Raw genomic sequence first — 23,817 nt, forward strand, 5'->3', positions numbered from 1 at the left:
CATTCAAACCATCCGAAAGCTCCCCATGACCGCAAACCCTTACCACATCTGCGCCGCCTCCGATTGCGACTGCGGCATGACGCGCCGCGACTTCCTGCGCGTGTCCGCGCTGGGTAGCGCCAGCGTCGCCGCGCCGCTGCTGTTCGCCGGCGACGCCATGGCGCAACAAGGCCCGAAAGGCGACGACCAGCCGGTCAAGATCGGCTACCTGCCGATCACCGACGCCACGCCGCTGCTGGTGGCGCACGGCCGCAAGCTGTTCGAGGCCGAGGGCTTGCAGGCCGAGACGCCGCGCCTGTTCCGCAGCTGGGCGCAGATCATCGAGGCCTTCGTCTCCGGCCAGGTCAATGTGATCCACCTGCTGTCGCCGGCCACCATGTCGGTGCGCTACGGCGCCAAGTTCCCGGCCAAGGTGGTGGCGTGGAACCACGTCAACGGCTCGGCGCTGACGGTGGCCAAGGAGATCAACAGCGTCGCCGATCTGGGCGGACGCACCGTGGCGATTCCGTTCTGGTACTCGATCCACAACATCCTGTTGCAGCAGATCCTGGCCAAGGCCGGCCTGTCGGTGGTGGCCAAGGGCCGCGAGGGCGCCATCGGGCCAAAGGAGGTCAACCTGGTGGTGCTGGCGCCGGCGGAGATGGTCTCCGCGCTGGCCAGCAAATCGATCGCCGGCTTCATCGTCGCCGAGCCGTTCAACGCGCTGGCCGAAACCAACGGCGTCGGCAAAGTGCTGCGCTTCTCCGGCGACGTCTGGAAGAACCACGCCTGCTGCGTCACCTTCCTGTCCGAGCGCGACATCGCGGCCCGTCCGGAATGGGCGCAGCGCGTGACCAACGCGATCGTCAAGGCGCAGCTGTGGACGCGCTCGAACCAGATCGACACCGCGCGCCTGCTGTCGAACGGCGACGCCCACCGCTACACGCCGCACGCGCTGCAGGTGCTGTCGAAGGTGCTGACCGTGACCGACTACGCCGACTACGAAAAACGCGGCGTCATCGTCCACAAGGACTGGAACCAGCGCCGCATCGACTTCCAGCCCTTCCCGTTCGCGTCGTACACCGAGCAGATGGTCAAGGCGCTCAAGACCACGCGGCTGGAGGGCGACACCGGCTTCCTGCAAAAGCTGGAGCCGTCGTTCGTCGCGCGCGACCTGATCGACGACCGCTTCGTGCGCAAGGCGATCGCCGCCGTCGGCGGCCCGGGCGCGTTCGGCCTGCCGGCCAACCTGCTGCGCGGCGAAGTGCTGGCGGTCTGACGGATGGCGAATGTCATGAGTCGCGCCGGTTTGCCGCTGCTCGGCTTCGCGGTGGCGCTGGCGCTGTGGCAGGCCGGGGTCGTCGCGCTGGAGAAGGACACTCCGATCGCGGCGGCCTTCGCGCCGCTGGAGGCCGGCCGCGCGCTGCTACAACTACTGCAAGGGCCGGACATCTGGCGCGACATCGGCCTCAGTCTGCGCCGGGTTGGTTATGGCCTGGCGGCGGCGGTGCTGATCGGCGTGCCGCTGGGGGTGTTGGTTGGCAGCTCGCGGCGCTTCGCGGCGGCGGCCATGCCGCTGTTCCAGCTACTGCGCATGGTGTCGCCGCTGTCTTGGATGCCGCTGGCGGTGATGACCTTGGGCGTGGGCGACGCGCCGGTCTACTTTTTACTGGCGTTCGCCGCCGTGTGGCCGATTTTGCTCAACACCGCCACCGGCGTCGCGCGGCTCGATCCGAACTGGCTGCTGCTGGCGCGCAGTTTGTCGGCCACCAGGACGGAGACCGTGCTGCGCGTGGTGCTGCCGGGGATCATGGCCGATATCCTGACCGGGGTGCGGCTGGCGATCGGCATCATCTGGATCGTGCTGGTGCCGGCGGAGATGCTGGGGGTGTCGGCGGGATTGGGCTACTTCATTCTCGACGCGCGCGACCGCTTGGCTTACAACGAGTTGATGGCGGCGATCGTGCTGATCGGCGTGCTGGGGTTCGCGCTCGATTATCTGGCGCGGTGGTTGCACGCCAGGTGGTTGCACGCGCGCTGAACGCAAGCATCAACCCGCACGGCGCGGACCGCCGGGGGCGGCCCCATCGGGTCCGCCCCCTCTGACGGGGGTGCGGGTTTATAATGCGGTATGAAAAAATTACAGCTCCTCGGCGACATCACGCCGGCGCAGTTTCTGCGCGACTACTGGCACAAAAAGCCACTCCTGATCCGTAACGCCATCCCCGGCTTCAAGCCACTGCTGAGCCTGGATGCCCTGACCAAGCTGGCCTCGACCAACCACGCCGAATCGCGCCTGATCGCGGCCGTCGACGGCGAATGGTCGATGCAGCACGGCCCGCTGGAAAACCTGCCGCCGCTGACGCAAAAGGAATGGACGCTGCTGGTCCAGGGCGTCAACCTGTTCGACGCCAAGGCCGACGCGCTGCTGCGCCAGTTCCGCTTCATCCCCGACGCCCGCCTCGACGACCTGATGGTCAGCTTCGCCACCGACGGCGGCGGCGTCGGCCCGCACTTCGATTCCTACGACGTGTTCCTGCTGCAGGCGCAGGGACAGCGCCGCTGGCGCATCGGCCCGCAGAAGGACCTGAGCCTGGTCGAGGGCCTGCCGCTCAAGATCCTGGCCAACTTCAAGCCGAACGAGGAGTTCGTCCTCAACCCGGGCGACATGCTGTACCTGCCGCCGCACTACGCGCACGACGGCGTGGCCATCGGCGATTGCCAGACCTATTCGATCGGCTTCCGCTCGCCGTCGTACCAGGAGCTGGGCGAGGCGTTCCTGCAATTCATGGCCGATTCGATCGACCTGCCGGGCCGCTACGCCGATCCGGAACTGGAGGCGACGGCCAAGCCGGCCGAGATTCCGCGTCACATGCTGGACACGATCACCGAGGAAATCAACAAGGTCCGCTTCACCGAAGAGGACGTGACGATCTTCCTGGGCGAGTATATGTCCGAGCCCAAGCACAACGTGTTCTTCACCGGACCGGCCAAGCCGCTGACGTTCGGCAAGTTCGGCGAGGCGGCCGCGAAGAAGGGCCTGTCGCTGTCGCGCAAGACGCAGATGCTGTATCGCGGCAAGCACGTGTTCATCAACGGCGAATCGTTCGGCGTCGGCCGCGCCGACAAGGTGGCGCTGGAATTGCTGGCGAATAAACGCGCACTGGCCGGCGCCGAGCTGGCGCAGGCGTCGGACGATGTGATGGACGCGCTGTACACGTGGTATCAGGACGGCTGGATCGAACTGGGCTAATCAAACTTGACGGAGGGCGGGATGGAAAGGCAAGTATTTCCCTTTACGACGAAGGGCGGGTTTGCCGAACAATTGGCCGCCTGCCTGGACCGTGCAGAGCATACGCTGCGGCTGTTCGATCCCGATTTCGCCATCTGGAACCTGGGCGGCAGCGCCACCGACGCGGTGCTGCGCCGCTTCCTCAAAGGGGGTGGACGCCTGCAACTGGCCGCCCACGATGGCCGCGCGATCGAGCGGGACGCGCCGCGTTTCTTGCGTTTGGTTAAGGATTACGGCCATGCGATCGAGATCCGGCGCACCAGCCAGTCTTTGCGGCAACTAACGGACTCTTTCTGTATTGCCGATGACCGTCATGTGGTCCGCCGTTTTCATTCGGATCATTTCCGTGGTGAAGCAGTTTTCGACGGCCCCGCCGATATAAACACGCCTTTGGAACGTTTCCTTACAATTTGGGACGAATCCGGTCCCGGATTGTTTGCAAATTCAACAGGACTTTGAGCGGTTGGGGGTAAAATGCGGTGTTCGAAGCGAACTCCGTAGCCGCCGGCTTCCCTAAACCGAAGTCGAAAGCGAAATGTTGCGATACCGCAAAATAGTTGTGAGAACGGCTCTTTGTCCTATTGCGACGCAGTAAAAATCGCTATAATATTCGGTTAGGAAGTTTCCGTTGTCTGGCAGGCACCATGTCAGGTACGAAAAGCCTTCGAAGACGACCTAATGAGCGATAATTACCGGTAATTATTAATCGCAACACTGTGTTCAATTTTGTATTTACTAAGGAAAATCCATGAAAAAATCCCTGCTGATCGTTTCCCTGCTGGCCGTTGCTGCTCTGACCGCTTGCTCGAAAAAAGAAGAAACCACCGTTACCCCAGCACCAGTAGTGGCTCCAGAAGCCGCTCCTGCTGCCGCTCCAGCTGCTCCAGCCGCTGACGCTGCTGCTCCAGCCGCTCCAGCCGCTGACGCTGCTGCTCCAGCCGCTCCTGCTGCTGACGCTGCTGCTCCAGCTGCTTCGGCACCTGCTGCTTCGAAGTAATCAGTAAGGAAAAACCCGCCCGCGCTTATGGCGTCGGCGGGTTTTTTTTCGTCTGAAGCTTTTGCGTCCAAATGGAAATCTCCATTTATTCGCAGATATAAAAAAACCGGCGCATCGCGCCGGTTTTTTTATGCCCGGATATTCTCCGGATATTCAGACGGCGGCGCCAATCCGGCGCCGCCACCGCGGTCAAGCTTATTTCAATTGCTCGTGCAGCAGGGTCAGGATCTTATCGCCGACCGGACCCGTTTCCGGTTTGCCGGCATTGTTCATGACGGTAACGATGCTGCTGTTACCAGCGCCGGCCTTCACCGAAATACGATAGCGCTGCGCTTCCTTATCGGCTTCCGACGACGAGCCCCAGCTGAACAGCTTGCTGAAGAAGCCCTTGGTTTCGGTCGCGTCGTCGATGTAGCGGACGAAGTACGTGCCGCTGGTGCGGTCGCGGTCCTCGACGGTGAAGCCGGCGCGGTCCAGCGCCAGGCCGACCCGGCGCCATGCGCGGTCGAAGCCCTCGTCCACCTGCACGGCGCGCTCGGCGCCGGTGCCGACCAGCGAAGCGTGCTGCGGCTGGACGATGGCCGATTCGACGGCGGTCTTGGCCGGCGACGTGTCCTCGCCGCCGTTGCCCAGCTTGTTCATCATGCGCGCCAGGAATTCGGCTTCCAGGCCCGGATCGTTCGGACGCGGGGTCCAGATCGTCGATTCCTTCTGGGCGCCGGTGACCACTTCCTGGGCGCCGCGATGGCTGATGTAGATCTCGCTGGCACCGTCCGCGCGGCGCTCGATGCGGGTGCGGAACTTGTCGCGCTCGCCGCTCGAATAGACCGAGTCGAACACCTTGCCGATGGTGTTACGGATGAAGTCCTGCGGAATCTTGGCGCGGTTCTCGTTCCATTCGGTTTCCATGATGCCGGCGGTCGGCAGTTCCTGCGCCAAGGTGAAGCCCGAATCCTCCCAGAACTTCTTCAGCTGCGGCCACAGTTGCTCCGGCGTCTGCTTGATCACCAGCCAGCGCTGGTTGCCGTCGCGTTCGACCTTGATATCGTTGACGGTGGTCGGCACCACGGTGCCGGCGGCCGGCTGGCCCGGCACGACCACGCCGGGCCCGACACCGGCGGCGGCCGCCGCGCCCTTGGCGGCGTTGTAGCCGGAGGCGGTGGCGACGCCGTTGTTCGAGTCCGGCAGCGAGTAGCGGTTATCCTTCTGCAATTGCGTCAGATCCGGCGGCACGTCCAGGGTGCTGGCCTTCTTGGCGGACTTGTAGTCCACCTTGTCGTTACCGATGACGGAGCTGATCATGCCGCAACCGGTCAAACTGGCCATCAATGCGCCCAGTACCAGCACGCGCTGCGAGGAAATAGAAGCTGTCTTGCGTATAGTCATGTCGTTACTGTTATAAGAAGCTGGAGTGCAGCAAAATATGATCCGATCGAGTCGGGGCTTGTTGCTCAGGCAGCCGCCGCGCCCGTCAAAAAGCGCGGGCGCCAGCGTGCCTGCCGGGGTTTTACAGTACGCCGGCCTCTCGCAGGGCCGCGCGCACCGCGTCGTGACAATCGGCGCCCAGCGGCACCAGCGGCAGGCGTATGCCGGCCGGCATCTTGCCCATTTCCGCCAACGCCCACTTGACCGGCACCGGGTTCGGCTCGATGAACAGCTTCTGGTGCAGCGGGAACATTTGATTGTTCAGCGCCACCGCTTTCGGGATGTCGCCGGCGATCGCGGCCGCGCACATCTCGGCCATGGCGCGCGGCATGACGTTGGCGGTGACGGAGATGTTGCCGGCGCCGCCGCCGAGCATCAGCGCCATCGCGGTCGGATCGTCGCCGGAGTAGACGGCGAACGATTTCGGCGCCAGGCGCAGCAGGTCGTAGCCGCGGCCGATGTTGCCGGTCGCGTCCTTGACGCCGACGATGCCGGGCACGGCCGCCAGACGCAGGATGGTCTCGTTGCTCATGTCGGCCACGGTGCGGCCCGGCACGTTGTACAGGATCACCGGCAAGTCCACCGCCTCGGCGATGGCCTTGAAGTGCTGGAACATGCCTTCCTGGGTCGGACGGTTGTAGTAGGGAACCACTTGCAGCGTGGCGTCGGCGCCCGCTTCCTTGGCGAAACGGGTCAGCTTGATCGCCTCGGCGGTCGAGTTGGCGCCGGCGCCGGCGATGATCGGGATGCGGCCGTTGGCGTGGGCCACCGTCGCCTTGATCAGCGCGCAGTGCTCTTCGACGCTGACGGTGGCCGATTCGCCGGTGGTGCCGGCGATGACGATGCTGTCCGTGCCCTCGGCGATGTGCCAGTCGATCAGGCGGTTCAGGCCCTCGAAATCCAGACTGCCGTCCGGGTGCATCGGAGTGACGATTGCTACTATGCTGCCCTTAATCATAGGAAACCACTGCATAAAGTATTAAAACGACGATTGTAGACGATGAGTCGCGGTTATGGTGCATTCGGGGCGACAAATCGGCCGTCAAAATGGCGGCAACAGCGCCGCCACACGCGGAAAATCGGGCTTCACGGCGCAGATTCGTTGCACCATGGCAGTTTTTGGCGCGTCGACGACGCCGTCCTCGAAGGCCACCACGCGCAGGCCGTGCTCGCGCGCCCAGTCCAGCAGTTCGCCCGGGTTGAGCAGGAAGTCCGGATTCGACGGTTTGCCGAACTGCGCATTGCCGTCGGCGAAGGTTTCGTAGATCAACACGCCGTCCGGCGCCAGGCTGGCGATCATCGCGGCTGTTAGCGGACGATGCAAGTAGTTTGTGACCACGATGCCGGCGAATCGCGCGGGGCCGAACGGCCAGGCGGCGCCGGCCTCCTCCAGGTCGATGTTGGAGGTGGTGATGTCGGGGCCGGCCGCCAGCGCCAGCGCGTCCGGATCGCGGTCGACCGCCACCACCGAATGGCCGAGCGAGGCCAGATGGCGGGTATGGCGGCCGTTGCCACAGGCCAGATCCAGCACGTCGCCGCCGGGGATCAAAGGGGCGTAGCGCCGTACCCAGGGGGAGATGTTATCGCTCATGATGTCTTTACCGGAATTTACGAAGGGTTACAAAGTTTCCAGCGCTAGGTGTAGGCCAGGCCCATGGCCTCGCGCACGTCGCGCATGGTGTCTTGGGCCAGGCGGCGGGCGGCGTCGTTGCCGTCGGCGACGATGGCGCGCACCAGCGACGGGTCGTCCAGATATTGCTGGGCGCGCTCGTGCATCGGCTCCTGCTCCTTGACGATGGCGTCGATGACCGGCTGCTTGCACTCGATGCAGCCGATACCGGCCGACATGCAGCCGCGCTGCACCCAGGCCTGGGTCGGCGAATCGGAATACACCTGGTGGAATTGCCAGACCGGGCAGCGGGCCGGATCGCCGGCGTCGGTGCGGCGCACGCGCGCCGGATCGGTCGGCATGGTGCGGATCTTCTTGCCGACCGATTCCTTGTCCTCGCGCAACGCGATGGCGTTGCCGTAGCTCTTGGACATCTTGCGTCCGTCCAGGCCCGGCAGGCGCGAGGCGGCGGTCAGGCGCGACTGCGGCTCGACCAGGATCAGCTTGCGGCTGCCCTCCAGATAGCCGAACAGGCGCTCGCGGTCGCCCAGCGACAAGTTCTGGGCGTCGTCGAGCATGGCCTTGGCCTGCTCCAGCGCCTCGTCCTTGCCGTCCTGCTGGTATTCGGTGCGCAGCTCCATGTACAGCTTGGCGCGCTTGCTGCCCAGCTTCTTGACAGCCTTCTCCGCCTTTTCCTCGAAGCCTTTTTCCTTGCCGTACAAGTGATTAAAACGTCGCGCTATTTCCCGCATCATCTCGATATGCGGCACCTGGTCGTCGCCCACCGGCACCATGCTCGCGCGGTAGATCAGCACGTCGGCCGCCTGCAGCAGCGGGTAGCCGAGGAAGCCGTAGGTGGCCAGGTCGCGGTGCGACAGATTGTCGATCTGGTCCTTGTAGGTCGGCACCCTTTCGAGCCAGCCCAGTGGCGTGGCCATCGACAGCAGCAGGTGCAGCTCGGCGTGCTCCGGCACGCGCGACTGGATGAACAAGGTCGTCTGCGACGGATCGATGCCGGCGGCCAGCCAGTCGATCAGCATCTCCCACGTGCTGCGCTCGATGACGCTGGGATCGTCGTAGTGCGTGGTCAGCGCGTGCCAGTCGGCCACGAAGAACAGGCACGGCTGCTCGGCCTGCAGCTTGATCCAGTTTTTCAGCGCGCCGTGGTAGTGGCCCAGGTGCATGGAGCCGGTCGGACGCATGCCGGAGACGACGCGATCGGGATACATGGTTTGCTTAAGCCAAAAGGAAGATCAGCGGTTTGACCAGGATGTGGAAAACGCCCTGCACCAGATGCATGCCGCTGATGAGGAAACCGGTCAGCAGTCCGAACTGCATCATCAGGATCAGGCCGATAAAGACGTAGACACCATAGCGCTCGATCTGCGCGTACTTGCGCGCCAGCGGCATCGGCAGGATGCCGGTGACGATGCGCCCGCCATCGAGCGGCGGCAGCGGAATCAGGTTGAACACGAACATGGCGGAGTTGACGCCGATACCGGCCTTGGCCATCAGGATGAAGAAGTCGTCCTGGTCGGCATGGAACACGAACGTCAGCACCACCCACAGCACCATCCAGCCCAGCCCCATGACGAAGTTGGCGCCGGGACCGGCGGCGGCCACCAGGGCCATCTGCTTTTTCGGGTTGCGCAGGCGATCGTAATCGACCGGCACCGGCTTGGCGTAGCCCAGCGCGGGCAGGGTCAGCAGGCTCAGCACCAGCGGCAGCAGCACCGTGCCGAACGGGTCGATATGGCGCATCGGGTTGATGCTCAGGCGGCCCATGTCGGCGGCGGTGGAGTCGCCGAAGTAGCGGGCGACATAGCCGTGGGCGGCTTCGTGCAGGGAAATTGCAAAAAGAACCGGGATGGCGTAGACCGTGATGGTCCGGACGATGCTATCTATATCCATGATGGAGGGATTCTACCAGAGGCTGCTAAGTGATCTTGGGCGCCGTCGAAGGCCGGCGCGCTTGCCTTGTCGCGAAGGGAGGGTCAGAGTCCGAACAAGGCCGCGTCGCCCCGGCCCTGGCGCACCAGTTCGGCGTCCGGTCCGGTCAGGTCGATCACGGTGGTCGGCTCCATGCTGCAGGCGCCGCCGTCGATGACCAGCTCGATCTGCTTGCCGAGCCGCTCGCAGATGGTGTCGGCGTCGTTGAGCGCGTCCTGCTCGCCCGGCATGATCAGGGTCGTGCCCAGCAGCGGCTGCTGCAACTGCTCCAGCAGCGCCAGCACGATCGGGTTCTCCGGCACGCGCAGGCCGATGGTCTTGCGCGACGGATGGCTGAGCCGGCGCGGCACGATCTTGGTCGCCTCGAGGATGAAGGTGTACGGCCCCGGCGTGGCGCTCTTGAGCAGGCGGAACTGGCGGTTGTCCACGCGCGCGTAGACGCCGATCTCGCTCAGGTCGCGGCACAGCAGGGTCAGGTGGTGCTTCTCGTCGATGCCGCGGATGCGGCGCAGGCGCTCGACGGCGCCCTTGTCGTCCAGGTGGCAGACCAGCGCATAGCAGGAATCGGTCGGCACGGCGACGATGCCGCCGCCGTCGATGATCTGCGATGCCTGCTTGATCAGGCGCGCTTGCGGGTTGACGGGATGGACCTGGAAGAATTGACTCATGGTTGGGTGGCAGGGCCTGGTTTTAGCTGAAGTTGTGGGGGACCACAGCCGGCCCAGGCCGCTATTAATAACATCAGGATTGTACGCTACGCAAGGCGGCGATGCGCTGCTCGAAAGGCGGATGGGTCGAGAACAGCGCGCCCCAGCCGCCACGGTTGGTGATGCCGGAGGCGGCGATCGATTGCGGCAAGGCGCCCGGCTCCATGCCGTTCAGGCGGGCCAGCGCGTGCTGCATCGGTACGCTGCTGCCGAGCAGCTTGGCCGAGCCGGCGTCGGCGCGGAATTCGCGCTGGCGCGAGAACCAGGCCACGATCAGCGAGGCGACCAGACCGAACACCAGCTCGCAGACGAACACGGTGACCATGTAGCCGATGCCGGTGCCCTGGCGGTCGTTCTTGAGCAATACCTTGTCGACGAAGAAGCCGACCACGCGCGCCAGGAACACCACGAAGGTGTTGACCACGCCCTGAATCAGCGTCATGGTGACCATGTCGCCGTTGGCGATGTGGGCCACCTCGTGGCCGAGCACGGCCTCGACCTCGTCGCGGTTCATGTTCTCCAGCAAACCGGTCGACACGGCCACCAGCGCCGAGTTCTTGAAGGCGCCGGTGGCGAAGGCGTTCGGCTCGCCGGCGTAGACGGCCACCTCGGGCATGCCGATGCCGGCGCGCTCGGACAGCGCCTTGACGGTGTTGACCAGCCACAGCTCGGTCGACGACGACGGCGTCTCGATCACGCGCGCGCCGGTCGACCATTTGGCCATCGGCTTGCTGATCAGCAGCGAGAAGATCGCGCCGGTGAAACCGACCACCAGCGAAAACGCCAGCAGGCTGCCCATCTCGAGGTTGCCGCCCGCGCCCGGACGGCCGATGCCCAGCAGCGACAGCACGATGGACAGCACCAGCATGACGGCGAGGTTGGTGGCGATAAACAGGACGATGCGTTTCATTGGTTGTTCTCCGATACGGACAAGTTTGCCCAGATCATAAGGTATGACCGGCTTTACGCAAAATCAAGATGGCAATATTAATTACCGCCGGTAATCAGCGAAAGATATTACCGGCGCAGCCTAGAACCAATCGTGCCACACCGGCTTGACGTTGGCGGGCAATGGCGGCAACAACGCGAAATCGACACGCGACTCGCCCGGCGCGTGGAAATCGGTCCCGCGCGACGCGAGAAAACCGTAACTATTCGCCAACTGCGCATACACCGGATACTGGTCCGGCGTATGGCTGCCGGTGACGACCTCGATCGCCTCCCCGCCCAGTTGCTTGAACTCGTCGAACAACTGGCCCTGGGCCAGCTGGCTGAAGCGATATCGCCCCGGGTGGGCGATGACGGCGATGCCGCCGGCCCCGCGTATCCACTCGACCGAATCCGCCAGGCTAGCCCAGCAATGCGGCACGTAACCCGGCTTGCCCTCGGACAGGTACTTCTTGAACACATCCGGAATATTGGCGCAGGCGCCGATTTCCACCAGATAGCGGGCAAAGTGGGTACGCGACATCAGGTCCGGGTTGCCGACGTAGGTCAGCGCGCCTTCGTAGGCGCCTTTGATGCCGACGGCTTCCAGCTGGCGCGCGATTTCCCGGCCCCGGTTGTCGCGGCCCGAGCGCGTGCACGCCAGGCCGTTGACCAGCGCCGCGTTGGTCTCGTCGATGCGCAGGCCGACGATGTGCACCGTTTCATTGGCCCACGTGATCGAAATCTCGACGCCGGAGACAAACTGCATCCCCTGCTCCTTGGCGGCGGCGCGGGCGGCCGGAATCCCGCCGACTTCGTCGTGATCGGTCAAGGCCCAGACGTCGACGCCGGCCTTGCGCGCGTGGGCGGCCACGGCGGCGGGAGCAAGAACGCCGTCGGAGACATTGGAATGGCAGTGCAGATCGACTTTTAACATGCTGTCATTGTATCCCGGATGCGCGCGCCCCGGCACAGCAGCTCCGCAAAGCGCGCGGGATCGATGTTCGAGCCGCACACCAGCAAAGCCACGCGCTTGCCCGCCAACCGCTCGCGCAGCGGACCGAACAACGCGGCGGTCGCCACCGCCGCCGCCGGCTCGGCCACCAGCTTGGCGTCGCGGAACAAATACAGCATGGCCTCGCAGATCTGGTCGTCGTCGACCCGCACCACCTCGTTGACGAAGCGGCGGCAGACGTTGAAGCTGTACTCCATCGCATACGGCGCGCCCAGGCTGTCGGCGACGGTATCGACCCGCTCCAGCGTCTCCGGCGCGCCGGAGGCGAAGCTGCGGTACAACGCGTCGGCCCCGAACGGTTCGACGCCGTACACGGCGCAGTGCGGATTGAGCTGTTTGACGGCGGCGGCGATGCCTCCGCACAAGCCGCCGCCACCGACCGGGACCACCACCGCGTCCAGATCGGGCACCTGCGCCATCAGCTCCAGCCCGACCGTGCCGGTGCCCTGTGCGGTCAGCGGGCCGTCGTAGGGATGCAGCATGGTGCGGCCCTCGTCGCGCTCGATCTCGCGGCCGCGCGCGAACGCCTGGTGTACGTCGGGCATCAGCAACACTTCGGCGCCGAACTCGCGGCAGGCGCCGATGCGCGCGGGGCTGGCGTGCGCCGGCATGACGACCTTGGCGCTACATCCGGCCAGCCGCGCCGTGTACGCCACGGCGATCGCATGGTTGCCGGCGCTGACAGCGACCACGCCGCGCCGGCGCGCCGCCGCGTCCAGCGCCTCGATGCAGTTGAGCGCGCCGCGCAGCTTGAAGGTGCCGGTTTTTTGAAATAGTTCCAGCTTGAGCCAGACCTCGGTGGTGGGGAATTGTTCTTCGATGACGCCGGTTTGCCAGCGCCAGACGGGGGTGCGCAGAACTTTTCCTTGCAGGCGTGCGGCGGTATCGCGGATCTGGGACAGCGAGGGGTACGGGTGGGACATTGTCATTGGGGTGCTCCATGAGACTATTCAGGGGAGCGCGGGCCGTGCCCGCGCGCGATGATGCGCTGGGACTGGGGGCGCCAAGCACCGGCGCAGCCGCAGCTCAGCGACCCTGAATAATTCGAATAATGGAGACGGACCGACCGCAACCGGCGAACGCGGCCCGGCCGGCGTCTGCGGCGACGTGGCGGAGGTTCGTGACGGTGGTGTTATGCGGGTTCATGCGATCAATCATGCCAAAGAACCAAGGCCCTGGCAAGCCCCAACGCAACAAATGCGGGATGGAGATGTCACTTTACGTGAAGCTCATTGTCCCTTCACGGTTCCAGTTCTCGGCGCAAAAAGCTTAGAGCTGTTCGGCAGCCAAAATCTCCAATGTTTCATAAGATCGCATCAGACTATCATCATCGAATTTCGTCGGTTGAGCCGCCAGCCACAGAATCCATTGCTGAACGGCTCTGCATTTCGCCGTCGTAAGTAAAGGCCAACGCTCAACAGCAGGGGCAACCTAATGGTCCATGTATAGCGGAGGTACCGTAGCGGCCTGGCTTGATGGCGATAGGGTGTTCGCTTTGGCAGGTAACTGGCCGCGCGGAGAGGCCTGCGAGAGCGTGCTCGAGGCAATCGTTGAAGGCTGCAGATTGATGCAACGTACGGGTGCGAATCATCGAACTGCGACATGGGGTTCTCCCTGTTCTGACCAGTCGATTGAAACATTCAGGCTTATTTTGGATTCGGCCGATCCATTTTGCCTTGGCGAAGATTTTAACAGGGACCGATGCCGTGGCTGGCTACGGCCCCCATTGTTCAAGTCGTTTAAGATCTTTGGTTTGAAATCCATCAAACCAAGGAGCGTAAGATCATTCCCCTCCTGCTCTGCAGGCCTCGTTACACATATCATATAGTTTAGAGCAGGCGCCAGCGCTGAGGCCACCCTCACCACAAGTATTATAATTCACGTCGCAGTAGTAACTGCATGGCAAATTGTCATCAGCATGCGCAAATGCGAATGCCGTACCGACGCCGATGGAAAACAGGAATAATTTTAGCTTTTTCACATTCTACCTTTCAAAGTTTTTCAGTAATAAAATTACAGGGATGCAACCTAAATATATCAAAACTTGGTCAAAATTAATCGGAAAATTCCCAGAATCCACCGGTTCCGGTGGGAGTGAATTAATGAACTGCGGCACGCAACGCCTCGTCAATGACATCGGGTTGGAATCCAGTTATGAGCCTGTCTCCGATGATGATTACAGGCACGACAGTTCCCTTAAATGTTTTGAACTGTTCGTTAGCGATCTCCGATTTGTCGACATTGAAGTCGGAAAATGCGATCTTTTTATGTGTAAGGTGGTCGCGTGCTTTAGCGCAAAACGGGCAGGTGGATGTACCGTAAATCACCACCTTCACGTTTGAGGTAGAAAAATAGGCCGAATAATCCCCCTGCTGATAACGTTTTTCTAGCAATTTTGGTAACTTTGCTATTGCTAACCCTACTCCAAGGCCACCAGCCAAAATTAAGAAATACAATGCAGTGGTTTTTAATCTCGCAATCATCTTTGATATTCCTAATTTCAAAAATCGACGTGGCAATGCTGGTAGGGTGGCGTATGTTTATTAATTCGAGTATGTCGAATCAAAATTCCATTTAATGATAGCAGAGGAAAATTCTAATTTCTACGACATATTGATGTTTTTCATCAACCATACCAGTTGATTATTCAGAAAAGTTACAAAGCGTGAGAATGTTGTGATTTACCTCGAATAAAGATGTTTCAATGTGCAGAATTAATATCGCAGGTGCGCTTGTATCTTCGCGAAATTAGCAGCCAAAACTGGCGTATAGCAAAAATGGTTGCCGTTGGCTGGGCCAACAGCGCACTATCACGTTAGGGAAGCACTGATTAATTCATCGGGGGCCGTTTCGTGCGGCAGTCCGACCTGCGCGCGACGCCTCTGACCACCGAGGCGCTGCCGCGGATCGCCGAGTTCTATGTGATCGAGGCCGAGATCCGGGGCAATCCTCCCGACGAACGACGACAAGTTCGGCAAGCTCGCTCGCGCCCGCTGCTCGACGGTCTGGAACGCTGGCTGCGTATCACGCTCGATACGTTGTCGCGCAAGTCAGACACGGCGGCGGCGATCCTGTACGCGCTCAAACTGTGGCCGGCGTTGCTGCGCTACTGCGACGACGGCGTCATCGAGATTGATAACTCGGCTGCCGAACGCACTTTGCGTGGCGTCACCATCGGCCGCCGCAACTACCTGTTCGCCGACGCCGACAGCGGCGAGGACCGCGCCGCCGCGATCTACTCGCTGATCGGCACGGCCAAGCTGAACGGTGTCGCCCGAAGCTTGGTTGCGTCACGTGCTGACGCATATCGCCGACCATCCCGTTAACCGGGTTGATGATTTCTTACCCTGGAACTGCAACCTGCCAGCAGCCCATTGAGATCACGCCGCTTCCCAGAGGTATGACGCCATCATCAATCAAATTCCCCAAGTACTCAAGACGTCAGTGGGCAGACGCTTACACTGATCCGGCGGGCCTATGCCCTTTCTGTCTGCTTATTCCTGCAGTATGCGCTGGAGGGGCTTGTGAAGCCGGATTGGCATTGATTAAAATGGAAAAGATGCCGCACCGACACTATTCTTTTAGGTATGTACAGTACGCCAAATCCAGGCATGACAAACACGAGTACGATGTGGCTCGTACACGGGATGATTTGAACGGACGCATCAATAACATCTGGGCGATGATCACACTCGGACGAAAAATGGGCTGTGACATGAGTAGTGACACTTCTGCAGCGATGACGCTGCTGACACCAGGAGCTCCGAACCCATGAGATATGAAATCGATTTTTCGATCTTTGAATCGCCAATTCGCGCATATGGGAACGTGACTGGCGAACTAGAACTAGCGTCGCATCCCAAAATTGGCGATGTTGTCGAAATTTTGCGAGGGGCGTTAGTGCTACGCGTGCAATACATCAATGTGGTGGATGGACGGTCAGTCATTGGATTTGATGATGTCGTGACGGAATCGCCAAGTGAAGCGACAATGCTTGCTGAAAGACTGGAGGGCGAAGAGGGGTTATTTTGCCCCGGGTACCATGAGCCTTAGCAACACAGGCTGCCAGTCTACAGCGCCGATGATAAATACGCCTAGCAACCCGCCCGAGCTCGGCCAGCGTATAGCGTTAGCCCAATATTGGACGCCATCGTCGAAATAACGCCCCTGTCACGCCATCAAGAATTCCTCGATGTAACCAGCTAGCTCGACCGGCTGGTCGTGGTGCAGCATATGGCCGGCATCGTGCACCATCTTGCGGGTGACATCGCGCAAATGGCCGAGGCGGCGCTCCAGCTCCACCTGCCCGCCCGGCTTCGAGCCGAGCCAGTCCCACATATTGGTCTGGTCGGCCTCGACCCACAGCACCGGCGCCGTGATGGCTTTCCAACACGCCATCACCTCGTCGACGTTGTACGGCAGCGGGCCTTGCTGCTTGTGCACGGGATCGCCGAGGATCTCCCACTCGCCCTGCTCGTTCTGCGCCGACCAGTGCTGCGACAGGAAGGCCGCACGCTCGTCGCTCAGGCGCGGATTGGTTTTCTGCAAGCGCGCCGCCACCGCCTGTCGCGACGGATAGGTGCGCAGCTCCGGCTTTTCCAGCAAACCGTCCATCCATTTGGCGTAGCGGCCCGGCGCCTGCTCGGGCTTGGCGGCGCGCAGGCCCGCGCCCTCCAGGTTGACCAGCTTGCGGATGCGCTCCGGCCGTGCGCCCGCGTACAGGCCGAGGATGTTGCCGCCCATGCTGTGGCCGACGATGTCGACCGCCTTGTCCGGCGAATAGTGGCGCAGGATCGCGTCCAGATCGGCCAGGTAGTCGGGGAACCAATAGGTGTCGTCACCGCTGCGGTCGGACAAGCCGAAACCGCGCCAATCCGGCGCGATCACGTGCCAGTCCCCCTTCAAGGCGTCGACGACGAACTGGAACGAGGCGCCCACGTCCATCCAGCCGTGCAGCATGAAGATCTTGGGCGCGCCTTCCCTGCCCCAGTGATGCAAATGGCAACGCAAACCGCGTATGGTGAGGAATTCGGAGCGGGAAGGTGTCAGCATCATGGTTCTTGTCCTCATATAGACTGAAGCTTGAAAACGGCGGAGTCGGCGCAATATCGGTACATTGCTGGCCGCAAAGCAAAATAATAGCACGACCGTTCGCTGCTGGTGCAAGCGTAAAATAGCGCCATCCCGCCGTTCCCATCATTCAACCGAAGGTTTCCAATGTCTATTTATCAACTGGGCGAACACGCGCCAGAGATCGATGCATCGTCATTTGTCGCCGACAGCGCGACCCTGGTGGGCAAGGTCAGCCTGCATGCCAACACGTCGGTGTGGTTTGGCGCGACCTTGCGCGGCGATAACGAACGCATCACCATTGGCGAGAACAGCAACGTCCAGGAGGGCACCGTGATGCATACGGACATGGGCTACCCGCTGACCGTGGGCAAGAACGTGACCATCGGCCACCAGGCCATGCTGCACGGCTGCACCATCGGCGACGGCGCCCTGATCGGCATCCAGGCCGTGATCCTGAACGGCGCCAAGATCGGCGCCGGATGCCTGGTCGGGGCCGGCGCGCTGGTCACCGAAGGCAAGGAATTCCCGGACAACTCGCTGATCATCGGCTCGCCAGCCAAGGCCGTGCGCACCCTGACCGCCGAGGACACCGCGCGCCTGCTCGCCAGCGCCGACAGCTATGTGCAACGCGGCCAGCTGTTCAAGACGCAACTCAAAAAGATTGGATAAAACATGAGCATTACCCTGACTACGGACGTCCTGCAGAAATTCATCTTCGAGAACGCCGCCGTGCGCGGCGAATTCATCGACATTTCGGCCACGTGGCGCGAGGTGTTGTCGCGGCACGCCTACCCCGCCCCGGTCAAGAAGCTGCTGGGCCAGATGGTCGGCGCGGCCGCGCTGCTGTCGGCCAACCTGAAGTTCAACGGGTCCATCATCATGCAAATCCATGGCGACGGTCCGGTGCAGTTGCTGGTGGTCGAGTGCGACGCCGAGCTGCGCCTGCGCGCCACCGCCAAGCTGGCCGAGAACGCGGTCATCGCCGACGACGCCACCTTGCCGGCGATGTTGAACGCCAATGGCAAGGGCCGCTTCATCATCACGCTCGACCCGGCCGACAAGGTACCCGGCCAGCAGCCCTACCAGGGCATCGTGCCGCTGGACGGCGACGATGTGGCGACCGTCATCGAAAACTACATGCTGCGCTCGGAACAGCTGGACACCAAGCTGTGGCTGGCGGCGGACGACAACGTCTCGCGCGGGCTGCTGCTGCAAAAGCTGCCGGACCATGGCGGCAAGGCCGGCGCCGCGCCGCTGACGCAGGAGGATGCGTTGGAGACGTGGAACCGGGCGGTGATCCTGGGCTCGACGTTGAAGGAGCAGGAGTTGCTGGAGACGACAGTCGATGTGCTGATGCAGCGCTTGTTCTGGGAAGAGACGATCCGGGTATTCGATCCGTTGAGCCCGTCGTTCCATTGCACCTGCACGCGGGAGAAAGTGGGCAACATGCTCAAGATGCTGGGACGCGAGGAAGTTGACAGCGTGCTGGAGGAGCAGGGCCACGTTGGCGTCAATTGCGATTTCTGCGGCCAGCACTACGATTACGACAAGGTCGATTGCGCGCAATTGTTCGCCAGCGACGAGCCGGTCGCGGCGTTGATACCGGCGAGCGACGTTAAGCATTGATAACCCGCACCCCGCAGGCCGGGGTCGTACCCGACCGGGTACGACCCCAGGTGGCCGCTTTGCGGGTTGAAGACTACTTTACCTCCGGCGCTCTGGCATACCGCTGCGCCAGCACCGCGCACACCATCAATTGCAACTGGTGGAACAACATCAACGGCAACACCACCGCGCCCAAGGCGCCGCCCGCGAACAACACCTTGGCCATCGGCACGCCGCTGGCCAAACTCTTCTTCGATCCGCAAAACACGATGGCGATCCGGTCCTCGCGGCTGAATCCCAACCGCCGGCTCAATTGCGCGGCGGTCAGCATCACCAATCCCAGCAACACCACGTCAATCAACATCAGCCCGCCCAGCGACGACCATGACAGCTGATGCCACAAGCCCTGCCCGACCGCCTCGCTGAACGCGGTGTACACCACCAGCAGAATCGACCCCTGATCCACCATCCGCGTCAGCGGCTTGTTGCGCTCGACCCAGGCACCGATCCAGCGCCGCGCGACCTGCCCGGCGATAAACGGCAGCAGCAACTGCAAGGCGATCTGCAACGCCGACTCCCACGGCGAACCACCCGTCATCTGCGCCGCCGTCAACAACCCGACCATCAGCGGCGTCAGGAAAATCCCCAGCAGGTTCGAAGCCGACGCGCTGCAGATCGCCGCCGGCACATTGCCGCGCGCGGCCGCCGTGAAGGCGATCGACGATTGCACCGTGGACGGCAACATGCACAGGAACAGGATGCCCAGATACAGGTCCGGGGTCACCAGCGGCATCAGCAACGGCTTGAGCACGAATCCCAGCAAGGGGAACAGCGCGAACGTGCACAACAGCACCAGCAAGTGCAGCCGCCAGTGCGTGATGCCGGCCACCACCGCCTCGCGCGACAGCTTGGCGCCGTGCAGGAAGAACAGCAGGCACACGGCGCCATGGGTGATGCCGTTGAAGATGACGGCGCCATGGCCGGTGCAAGGGAACAGGCTGGCCGTGCCTATCGTCACGAGCATGGCCAGCGTAAAGTTATCGGGTAGGAATCGGGGACGGGTCATCGCTGGGTTACCACATCTTGGCGCATTGGACTTCCAGAATCTCGACCGCGCCGAGCGTCTTGGCCGACGCCGTGCCGCGGATCAGATCGACGCGTTCGACGCAGGCGCCGCGCATCAGCCGTTCCTGCGTCCGGGTGCACACCGTCACGGTGCCGGCGCTGCTGGTGTTGCAGGAAAAGCCCTCGACCCGCATGCGCGCCACCGCCTGCTCCAGCGGCATGCCGGGCTGCACGGTGTCGGCGACGAAGTTGCCCAGCTTGGCCTGATTGACCGTGTAACAGCCGGCCAGTGGCAACGCCAAGGCCAGCATCAGAAGTATACGCATCCTGTTCTTCCCTCTTATTTCCATACGGCAGTGTAACGCATCGGTCATCACCCGGTAACACGCCGTAACTATCATGCGCTGCGTTGCTATTCCTGTTGTTACTCTTTTAATCGGTTTTCCAAGGCAGAACATGAACAAGAAATTATCCGCAGTGTGCTTCGCCGCGCTGAGCTTCCCGATGCTGGCCATGGCCGCCAACGTCGCCGCCGCCGTCGCTGAAATGGCCGCTCCGGCCAATGTCGCCGACGCTCCCGCCGCCGCTGCAGATAGCGCCGATACCTCCGCAGCCGGGGCCGTAGCGGCGCCGATGGCCACCGTGGAGATCGCCACCCGCAAGACCCGCTCGTCGGTCGCGATGACCAAGAGCGATATGCAGAAGATCCTGCCGGGTATCAATCCATTGAAAGCGCTGCAAACCCTGCCGGGCGTGAGCTTCCAGACCGCCGACCCATGGGGCAACAACGAACAAAACACCTCGCTGTTCATCCACGGCTTCAGCGGCCCGCAGCTGGGCTACACGATGGACGGCGTGCCGCTGGGCGACCAGCAGTACGGCAACTACAACGGCCTGTCGCCGCAGCGCGCCGTCATCAGCGAAAACGTCGGCAGCGTGATCCTGTCGTCGGGCGCCGGCGACCTGTCGACCGCGTCGACCAGCAACCTGGGCGGCACCATCGAGACCTTCTCCAGCGATCCATCGCAGACGCGCAACCTCGCGCTGCAGCAGACCGTCGGCAGCTACAAGACCTCGCGCACCTTCCTGCGCTACGACACCGGCAGCTTCGGCGACGGCAACAGCGCCTACATCTCCGGCGTGCACCAGGAGCAGCGCGCGTGGGACTTCCACGGCCGCCAGGGCGGCGACCAGTTCAACGCCAAGTTCGTCAATCAATCGGGCCTGGGCAAGCTGACCTTGTTCGTCAACTACTCGGACAAGACCGAGCCGAACGAGGACAGCACGGTGCGCTCGGCCAGCGAGAAGTACCAGCCGTACACCCGCCCGTTCATGTATCCGAACATCCAGCAGGCGCTGTCCTACCTGTCGCCGACCGGGGTCACCCCCGCCGCCGACGGCAACAACTACCGCAACTATTACGGCGTCGCCCAGCGCACCGACTGGCTGACCTACGCCAAGTTCGACATGAACCTGGGCGAATCGACCACCTGGTCCAACCAGGTCTACTACCACAACGACGACGGCGTCGGCATTGTGGCCGGCCCGATCGGCGTGGCTGGCCTGCCGGGCCTGTTCTCGGTCTACTTCCCCGGCCAGAACCTGAAGCAAGTGTTCGGCAACTCCGGCTACGCCACGCGCACCACCGAATACACCATCAACCGCAGCGGCTACCTATCGAGCCTGTCCACCGAACTGGGCGACCACAAGCTGCAGGCCAGCCTCTGGCTCGAAAGCAACCGCTCGTCGGCCTACCGCCGCTGGTACGCGTTCGACGTCAACCATCCGAGCTCGCCGTACGACCGTCCGAGCGATCCGCTGATCACGCAGTACGGCAGCAAGATCGACAACAAGGTCGCGCAGATTTCGGTGCAGGACGAATGGCGCGTGCGCGACGACCTGGCGCTGCAGGCCGGCTTCAAATCGAGCCTGCAATGGGCCGACGGCCAGTTCCCGGTGCAGCCGAAGGTCGGCGCCATCGCCAACGGCTCGACCGCCCTGCCGGTCGGCAAGATCACCACCAAGAAATGGCTGCTGCCACAGCTCGGCGCGCGCTGGGACATCACGCCGCATGACCAGTTGTTCGTCAATGTGCAAAAGAACATGCGCCAGTTCGTCACCTACGGCGGCGGCGGCGCCTCGCCGTGGAGCCTGGCGAGCCAGCAGGCGTTCGACCTGTTCCGCGATACGGCCAAGCCGGAAACCTCGATCACCTATGAAGCGGGCCTGCGCACCAGCCACCAGCTCGACATCGGCGGTGTGAGCGCCATCGACGGCCAGGTCAACGTCTACCACGTCGACTTCAAGGACCGCCTACTGCAGATCAGCCCGACGCCGGTGATCACCTCCATCATCGGCGGCAACCCGGTGCTGGCCAACGTCGGCAGCGTCAAGACCGACGGCATCGACCTGTCCGGCACGCTGCACTTCGGCCGCATGTTCTCGTTCTACAACGCGCTGTCGTACAACCGCTCGGAATACCAGGACAACTACATGAACGGCGCGGCCATCGTGCCGACCGCCGGCAAGGCCGTGCCGGGCAGCCCGGAGTGGATGAACAAAACGGTGGCCACCTTGACCGTCGCCGACACCGAGTTCCAGCTGATCGGCGACTACGTCGGCAAGCGCTACGCGACCTACACCAACGACCTGTCGGTGCCGAGCTACTTCCTGATGAGCCTTGGCGTGTCGGGCAAGCTGCCCTTCCTCAACGGCGGCTTGATCAAGAACGCCCGCTACCGCGTCAACATCACCAACCTGGCCGATCGCGAGGGCAGCCTGAATGTGGTGGTCGGCGCCGCCAGCGGGACTTACAATACATTCCCGATCGCACCACGTCAGGGCTTCCTGACTTTGATGGCTGACTTCTGATGAACAAACTTTATTTCCCATCGCGCCTGTCGCGCCGGGGCTTTATCCAAACGGCGGCGCTGACCGCCGGCGCCTCGCTGATATTGCCGGCATCGTCGGTGCTGGCGGCGACCGGCGGCCTGGCCGACCAGTCGGGCCTGCCGGGCATCGCGCCGGTCGGCGCCGGCGGCATCGGCGGCGGCAAGAAGCCGCTGGTGTTCGCCCACCGTGGCGCCAGCGCGCTGCGGCCCGAGCACACCCTGGCGTCGTACGCCAAGGCCATCGCCGACGGCGCCGACTACGTCGAACCTGACCTGTGCAGCACCAAGGACGGCGTGCTGGTGGCACGGCACGAGGCGTATCTCAGCGAAACCACCGACGTCGCCGGCCGCCCGGAGTTCGCCAGCCGCAAGACGCGCAAGACCATCGACGGCGAGCCGCACGACGGCTGGTTCGTCGACGACTTCACGCTGGCCGAACTGAAGACCTTGCGCGCGGTCGAGCGCATCCCGGCCTACCGTCCGGGCAGCGCGCAGTACAACGGCATGTTCCAGGTCGCGACGTTCGAGGAGATCATCGACTTCGTCGCGGCCGAGGCGGCGGCGCGCGGGCGCATCATCGGCATCGTGCCGGAGTTGAAGCACTCGACCTACTTCGCCAGCGTCGGCCTGCCGCTGGAGGACCGCTTCCTGGCGATCCTGGACGCGCACGACTACACGCGCCGCAACCCGGTCGAGATCCAGTCGTTCGAGGTGGCCAATCTGAAGTACCTGCGGGGCAAGCTGGGACGGCGCGCCAACCTGCGCATCATGCAGCTGGTGATCGGCCAGGACGTGCGGCCGATGGATGTGGCGGCGGCCGGCGGCAAGCTGACGTTCGCGCAGATGTGCACGCCGGCCGGCATGCGCGACATCGCACAGTACGCCGACGTGATCGCGCCGCCGACGCGCTCGATCATTCCGCTGAAGAAGGACGGCAGCCTGGCCGAGCCGAGTTCGTTCGTCGACGACGCGCACAAAGCCGGCCTGCGCGTGGAGCCGTGGACGTTCCGGCCGGAGAACCAGTTTCTGGCGACGGACTTCCGCGACGGCGGCAGCCTGCAGGCGCGCAACGAAGCCGGCTCGATCGCCGAGATGAAGCGTTACATCGCCATCGGGCTCGATGGCTTCTTCACCGACGACCCGGCGCTGGGCCGCGCCGCCGTCGGCACCTAACAGCAACTCCGGGGTCAGGTCCACCATTTCTACACGAACTGATGTGTAGTGGCGCCAAATCGCTACAAACAGATAAGCACGTGTAGAAATGGTGGACCTGACCCCGGAG

General features: G+C 62.9%; 23 protein-coding genes and 1 pseudogene. 11 read left to right on the top strand and 13 right to left on the bottom strand.

The window, feature by feature from the left end; genetic code table 11:
• Nucleotides 1-25 precede the first annotated feature (25 nt).
• The 5 genes from MRBLMU1_RS08125 (at nt 26) to MRBLMU1_RS08145 (ending at nt 4,268) form a co-directional block, all read left to right on the top strand.
• Complete coding sequence (locus MRBLMU1_RS08125; RefSeq protein WP_363499550.1) at nt 26-1,258, top strand: ABC transporter substrate-binding protein; 1,233 nt, start codon at nt 26-28, stop codon at nt 1,256-1,258.
• Nucleotides 1,259-1,273: 15 nt separating this feature from the next.
• Nucleotides 1,274-2,020 carry an ABC transporter permease gene (locus MRBLMU1_RS08130; RefSeq protein ID WP_414646044.1) on the top strand — a complete coding sequence of 249 codons (747 nt, stop codon included), beginning with the start codon at nt 1,274-1,276 and terminating at the stop codon, nt 2,018-2,020.
• A gap of 90 nt (nt 2,021-2,110) precedes the next feature.
• Nucleotides 2,111-3,232 carry a cupin domain-containing protein gene (locus tag MRBLMU1_RS08135; RefSeq protein WP_363499554.1) on the top strand — a complete coding sequence of 374 codons (1,122 nt, stop codon included), beginning with the start codon at nt 2,111-2,113 and terminating at the stop codon, nt 3,230-3,232.
• Nucleotides 3,233-3,253: 21 nt separating this feature from the next.
• On the top strand, nt 3,254-3,730 hold the full coding sequence (locus MRBLMU1_RS08140) for a hypothetical protein (RefSeq protein WP_363499556.1): 477 nt from the start codon (nt 3,254-3,256) through the stop codon (nt 3,728-3,730).
• 289 nt (nt 3,731-4,019) lie between these two features.
• Nucleotides 4,020-4,268, top strand: a complete 249-nt coding sequence (locus tag MRBLMU1_RS08145; RefSeq protein ID WP_315219227.1) for a hypothetical protein — start codon at nt 4,020-4,022, stop codon at nt 4,266-4,268.
• Between the two features lie 195 nt (nt 4,269-4,463).
• On the opposite strand, the gene bamC is transcribed toward MRBLMU1_RS08145, so the two are convergent.
• From bamC to MRBLMU1_RS08195, 10 genes are all read right to left on the bottom strand, one after another.
• Nucleotides 4,464-5,654, bottom strand: a complete 1,191-nt coding sequence (gene bamC / locus MRBLMU1_RS08150; protein ID WP_363499559.1) for an outer membrane protein assembly factor BamC — start codon at nt 5,652-5,654, stop codon at nt 4,464-4,466.
• 121 nt (nt 5,655-5,775) lie between these two features.
• A complete protein-coding gene (dapA, locus tag MRBLMU1_RS08155) occupies nt 5,776-6,651 on the bottom strand; it encodes a 4-hydroxy-tetrahydrodipicolinate synthase (RefSeq protein WP_363499561.1) in 876 nt (291 codons plus the stop codon).
• Between the two features lie 84 nt (nt 6,652-6,735).
• Nucleotides 6,736-7,284: a class I SAM-dependent methyltransferase gene (locus MRBLMU1_RS08160; RefSeq protein ID WP_363499563.1), complete on the bottom strand. Its 549-nt coding sequence runs from the start codon at nt 7,282-7,284 to the stop codon at nt 6,736-6,738.
• 44 nt (nt 7,285-7,328) lie between these two features.
• A complete protein-coding gene (locus tag MRBLMU1_RS08165) occupies nt 7,329-8,531 on the bottom strand; it encodes a tryptophan--tRNA ligase (protein WP_363499565.1) in 1,203 nt (400 codons plus the stop codon).
• Nucleotides 8,532-8,538: 7 nt separating this feature from the next.
• Nucleotides 8,539-9,216: a site-2 protease family protein gene (locus MRBLMU1_RS08170; RefSeq protein WP_363499784.1), complete on the bottom strand. Its 678-nt coding sequence runs from the start codon at nt 9,214-9,216 to the stop codon at nt 8,539-8,541.
• Nucleotides 9,217-9,296: 80 nt separating this feature from the next.
• Nucleotides 9,297-9,920, bottom strand: a complete 624-nt coding sequence (locus MRBLMU1_RS08175; RefSeq protein ID WP_363499567.1) for an L-threonylcarbamoyladenylate synthase — start codon at nt 9,918-9,920, stop codon at nt 9,297-9,299.
• 73 nt (nt 9,921-9,993) lie between these two features.
• Nucleotides 9,994-10,869, bottom strand: a complete 876-nt coding sequence (gene htpX / locus MRBLMU1_RS08180; protein ID WP_363499569.1) for a protease HtpX — start codon at nt 10,867-10,869, stop codon at nt 9,994-9,996.
• 120 nt (nt 10,870-10,989) lie between these two features.
• On the bottom strand, nt 10,990-11,823 hold the full coding sequence (locus MRBLMU1_RS08185; RefSeq protein WP_363499571.1) for a 3',5'-nucleoside bisphosphate phosphatase: 834 nt from the start codon (nt 11,821-11,823) through the stop codon (nt 10,990-10,992).
• A complete protein-coding gene (locus tag MRBLMU1_RS08190) occupies nt 11,817-12,824 on the bottom strand; it encodes a threonine ammonia-lyase (protein ID WP_414646047.1) in 1,008 nt (335 codons plus the stop codon). Before MRBLMU1_RS08190 ends, MRBLMU1_RS08185 begins: the two co-directional genes overlap by 7 nt.
• A 1,176-nt stretch (nt 12,825-14,000) precedes the next feature.
• Nucleotides 14,001-14,384 (bottom strand): glutaredoxin family protein, encoded by a 384-nt coding sequence (locus MRBLMU1_RS08195; protein ID WP_363499575.1) that lies wholly within the window; start codon nt 14,382-14,384, stop codon nt 14,001-14,003.
• Between the two features lie 402 nt (nt 14,385-14,786).
• On the opposite strand from MRBLMU1_RS08195, the pseudogene MRBLMU1_RS08200 reads away from it, so the two are divergent.
• Both MRBLMU1_RS08200 and MRBLMU1_RS08205 read left to right on the top strand, forming a co-directional pair.
• Nucleotides 14,787-15,279: pseudogene (locus tag MRBLMU1_RS08200) on the top strand (IS66 family transposase); the annotation flags it as partial.
• Nucleotides 15,280-15,672: 393 nt separating this feature from the next.
• Nucleotides 15,673-15,954 (top strand): hypothetical protein, encoded by a 282-nt coding sequence (locus tag MRBLMU1_RS08205; RefSeq protein ID WP_363499577.1) that lies wholly within the window; start codon nt 15,673-15,675, stop codon nt 15,952-15,954.
• 117 nt (nt 15,955-16,071) lie between these two features.
• On the opposite strand, the gene MRBLMU1_RS08210 is transcribed toward MRBLMU1_RS08205, so the two are convergent.
• Nucleotides 16,072-16,956: an alpha/beta fold hydrolase gene (locus MRBLMU1_RS08210; protein WP_363499579.1), complete on the bottom strand. Its 885-nt coding sequence runs from the start codon at nt 16,954-16,956 to the stop codon at nt 16,072-16,074.
• Nucleotides 16,957-17,118: 162 nt separating this feature from the next.
• Between MRBLMU1_RS08210 and MRBLMU1_RS08215 the strand changes: the two genes are divergently transcribed.
• On the top strand, nt 17,119-17,643 hold the full coding sequence (locus tag MRBLMU1_RS08215) for a gamma carbonic anhydrase family protein (protein WP_363499581.1): 525 nt from the start codon (nt 17,119-17,121) through the stop codon (nt 17,641-17,643).
• A 3-nt stretch (nt 17,644-17,646) separates the two neighbouring features.
• Complete coding sequence (hslO, locus tag MRBLMU1_RS08220) at nt 17,647-18,600, top strand: Hsp33 family molecular chaperone HslO (RefSeq protein ID WP_363499583.1); 954 nt, start codon at nt 17,647-17,649, stop codon at nt 18,598-18,600.
• Nucleotides 18,601-18,673: 73 nt separating this feature from the next.
• Here the strand turns inward: hslO and MRBLMU1_RS08225 are convergent, their stop codons facing one another.
• Nucleotides 18,674-19,645, bottom strand: coding sequence for a bile acid:sodium symporter family protein (locus MRBLMU1_RS08225; protein WP_363499585.1), 972 nt, complete (start codon nt 19,643-19,645; stop codon nt 18,674-18,676).
• A 7-nt stretch (nt 19,646-19,652) separates the two neighbouring features.
• A complete protein-coding gene (locus MRBLMU1_RS08230) occupies nt 19,653-19,970 on the bottom strand; it encodes a hypothetical protein (RefSeq protein ID WP_363499587.1) in 318 nt (105 codons plus the stop codon).
• Between the two features lie 130 nt (nt 19,971-20,100).
• On the opposite strand from MRBLMU1_RS08230, the gene MRBLMU1_RS08235 reads away from it, so the two are divergent.
• Nucleotides 20,101-22,515: a TonB-dependent receptor gene (locus tag MRBLMU1_RS08235; protein ID WP_363499589.1), complete on the top strand. Its 2,415-nt coding sequence runs from the start codon at nt 20,101-20,103 to the stop codon at nt 22,513-22,515.
• Entirely contained in the window at nt 22,515-23,708 is a 1,194-nt protein-coding gene (locus tag MRBLMU1_RS08240; RefSeq protein WP_363499591.1) for a glycerophosphodiester phosphodiesterase, read from the top strand. The genes MRBLMU1_RS08235 and MRBLMU1_RS08240 overlap by 1 nt, the downstream gene beginning before the upstream one ends.
• The last annotated feature ends 109 nt before the right edge of the window (nt 23,709-23,817 follow it).

The organism is Burkholderia sp. LMU1-1-1.1, from assembly GCF_040675865.1.
Lineage (GTDB): Bacteria > Pseudomonadota > Gammaproteobacteria > Burkholderiales > Burkholderiaceae_D > Rugamonas.

What these genes read in the sequence shown, in the direction of transcription:
- MRBLMU1_RS08125 (WP_363499550.1), top strand. Translation starts at nt 26, where the DNA reads ATGACCGCAAACCCTTACCACATCTGCGCCGCCTCCGATTGCGACTGC.
- MRBLMU1_RS08130 (WP_414646044.1), top strand. Translation starts at nt 1,274, where the DNA reads ATGAGTCGCGCCGGTTTGCCGCTGCTCGGCTTCGCGGTGGCGCTGGCG.
- MRBLMU1_RS08135 (WP_363499554.1), top strand. Translation starts at nt 2,111, where the DNA reads ATGAAAAAATTACAGCTCCTCGGCGACATCACGCCGGCGCAGTTTCTG.
- MRBLMU1_RS08140 (WP_363499556.1), top strand. Translation starts at nt 3,254, where the DNA reads ATGGAAAGGCAAGTATTTCCCTTTACGACGAAGGGCGGGTTTGCCGAA.
- MRBLMU1_RS08145 (WP_315219227.1), top strand. Translation starts at nt 4,020, where the DNA reads ATGAAAAAATCCCTGCTGATCGTTTCCCTGCTGGCCGTTGCTGCTCTG.
- bamC (WP_363499559.1), bottom strand. Translation starts at nt 5,654, where the DNA reads ATGACTATACGCAAGACAGCTTCTATTTCCTCGCAGCGCGTGCTGGTA.
- dapA (WP_363499561.1), bottom strand. Translation starts at nt 6,651, where the DNA reads ATGATTAAGGGCAGCATAGTAGCAATCGTCACTCCGATGCACCCGGAC.
- MRBLMU1_RS08160 (WP_363499563.1), bottom strand. Translation starts at nt 7,284, where the DNA reads ATGAGCGATAACATCTCCCCCTGGGTACGGCGCTACGCCCCTTTGATC.
- MRBLMU1_RS08165 (WP_363499565.1), bottom strand. Translation starts at nt 8,531, where the DNA reads ATGTATCCCGATCGCGTCGTCTCCGGCATGCGTCCGACCGGCTCCATG.
- MRBLMU1_RS08175 (WP_363499567.1), bottom strand. Translation starts at nt 9,920, where the DNA reads ATGAGTCAATTCTTCCAGGTCCATCCCGTCAACCCGCAAGCGCGCCTG.
- htpX (WP_363499569.1), bottom strand. Translation starts at nt 10,869, where the DNA reads ATGAAACGCATCGTCCTGTTTATCGCCACCAACCTCGCCGTCATGCTG.
- MRBLMU1_RS08185 (WP_363499571.1), bottom strand. Translation starts at nt 11,823, where the DNA reads ATGTTAAAAGTCGATCTGCACTGCCATTCCAATGTCTCCGACGGCGTT.
- MRBLMU1_RS08190 (WP_414646047.1), bottom strand. Translation starts at nt 12,824, where the DNA reads ATGTCCCACCCGTACCCCTCGCTGTCCCAGATCCGCGATACCGCCGCA.
- MRBLMU1_RS08195 (WP_363499575.1), bottom strand. Translation starts at nt 14,384, where the DNA reads ATGATTGCGAGATTAAAAACCACTGCATTGTATTTCTTAATTTTGGCT.
- MRBLMU1_RS08205 (WP_363499577.1), top strand. Translation starts at nt 15,673, where the DNA reads ATGAGATATGAAATCGATTTTTCGATCTTTGAATCGCCAATTCGCGCA.
- MRBLMU1_RS08210 (WP_363499579.1), bottom strand. Translation starts at nt 16,956, where the DNA reads ATGATGCTGACACCTTCCCGCTCCGAATTCCTCACCATACGCGGTTTG.
- MRBLMU1_RS08215 (WP_363499581.1), top strand. Translation starts at nt 17,119, where the DNA reads ATGTCTATTTATCAACTGGGCGAACACGCGCCAGAGATCGATGCATCG.
- hslO (WP_363499583.1), top strand. Translation starts at nt 17,647, where the DNA reads ATGAGCATTACCCTGACTACGGACGTCCTGCAGAAATTCATCTTCGAG.
- MRBLMU1_RS08225 (WP_363499585.1), bottom strand. Translation starts at nt 19,645, where the DNA reads ATGACCCGTCCCCGATTCCTACCCGATAACTTTACGCTGGCCATGCTC.
- MRBLMU1_RS08230 (WP_363499587.1), bottom strand. Translation starts at nt 19,970, where the DNA reads ATGCGTATACTTCTGATGCTGGCCTTGGCGTTGCCACTGGCCGGCTGT.
- MRBLMU1_RS08235 (WP_363499589.1), top strand. Translation starts at nt 20,101, where the DNA reads ATGAACAAGAAATTATCCGCAGTGTGCTTCGCCGCGCTGAGCTTCCCG.
- MRBLMU1_RS08240 (WP_363499591.1), top strand. Translation starts at nt 22,515, where the DNA reads ATGAACAAACTTTATTTCCCATCGCGCCTGTCGCGCCGGGGCTTTATC.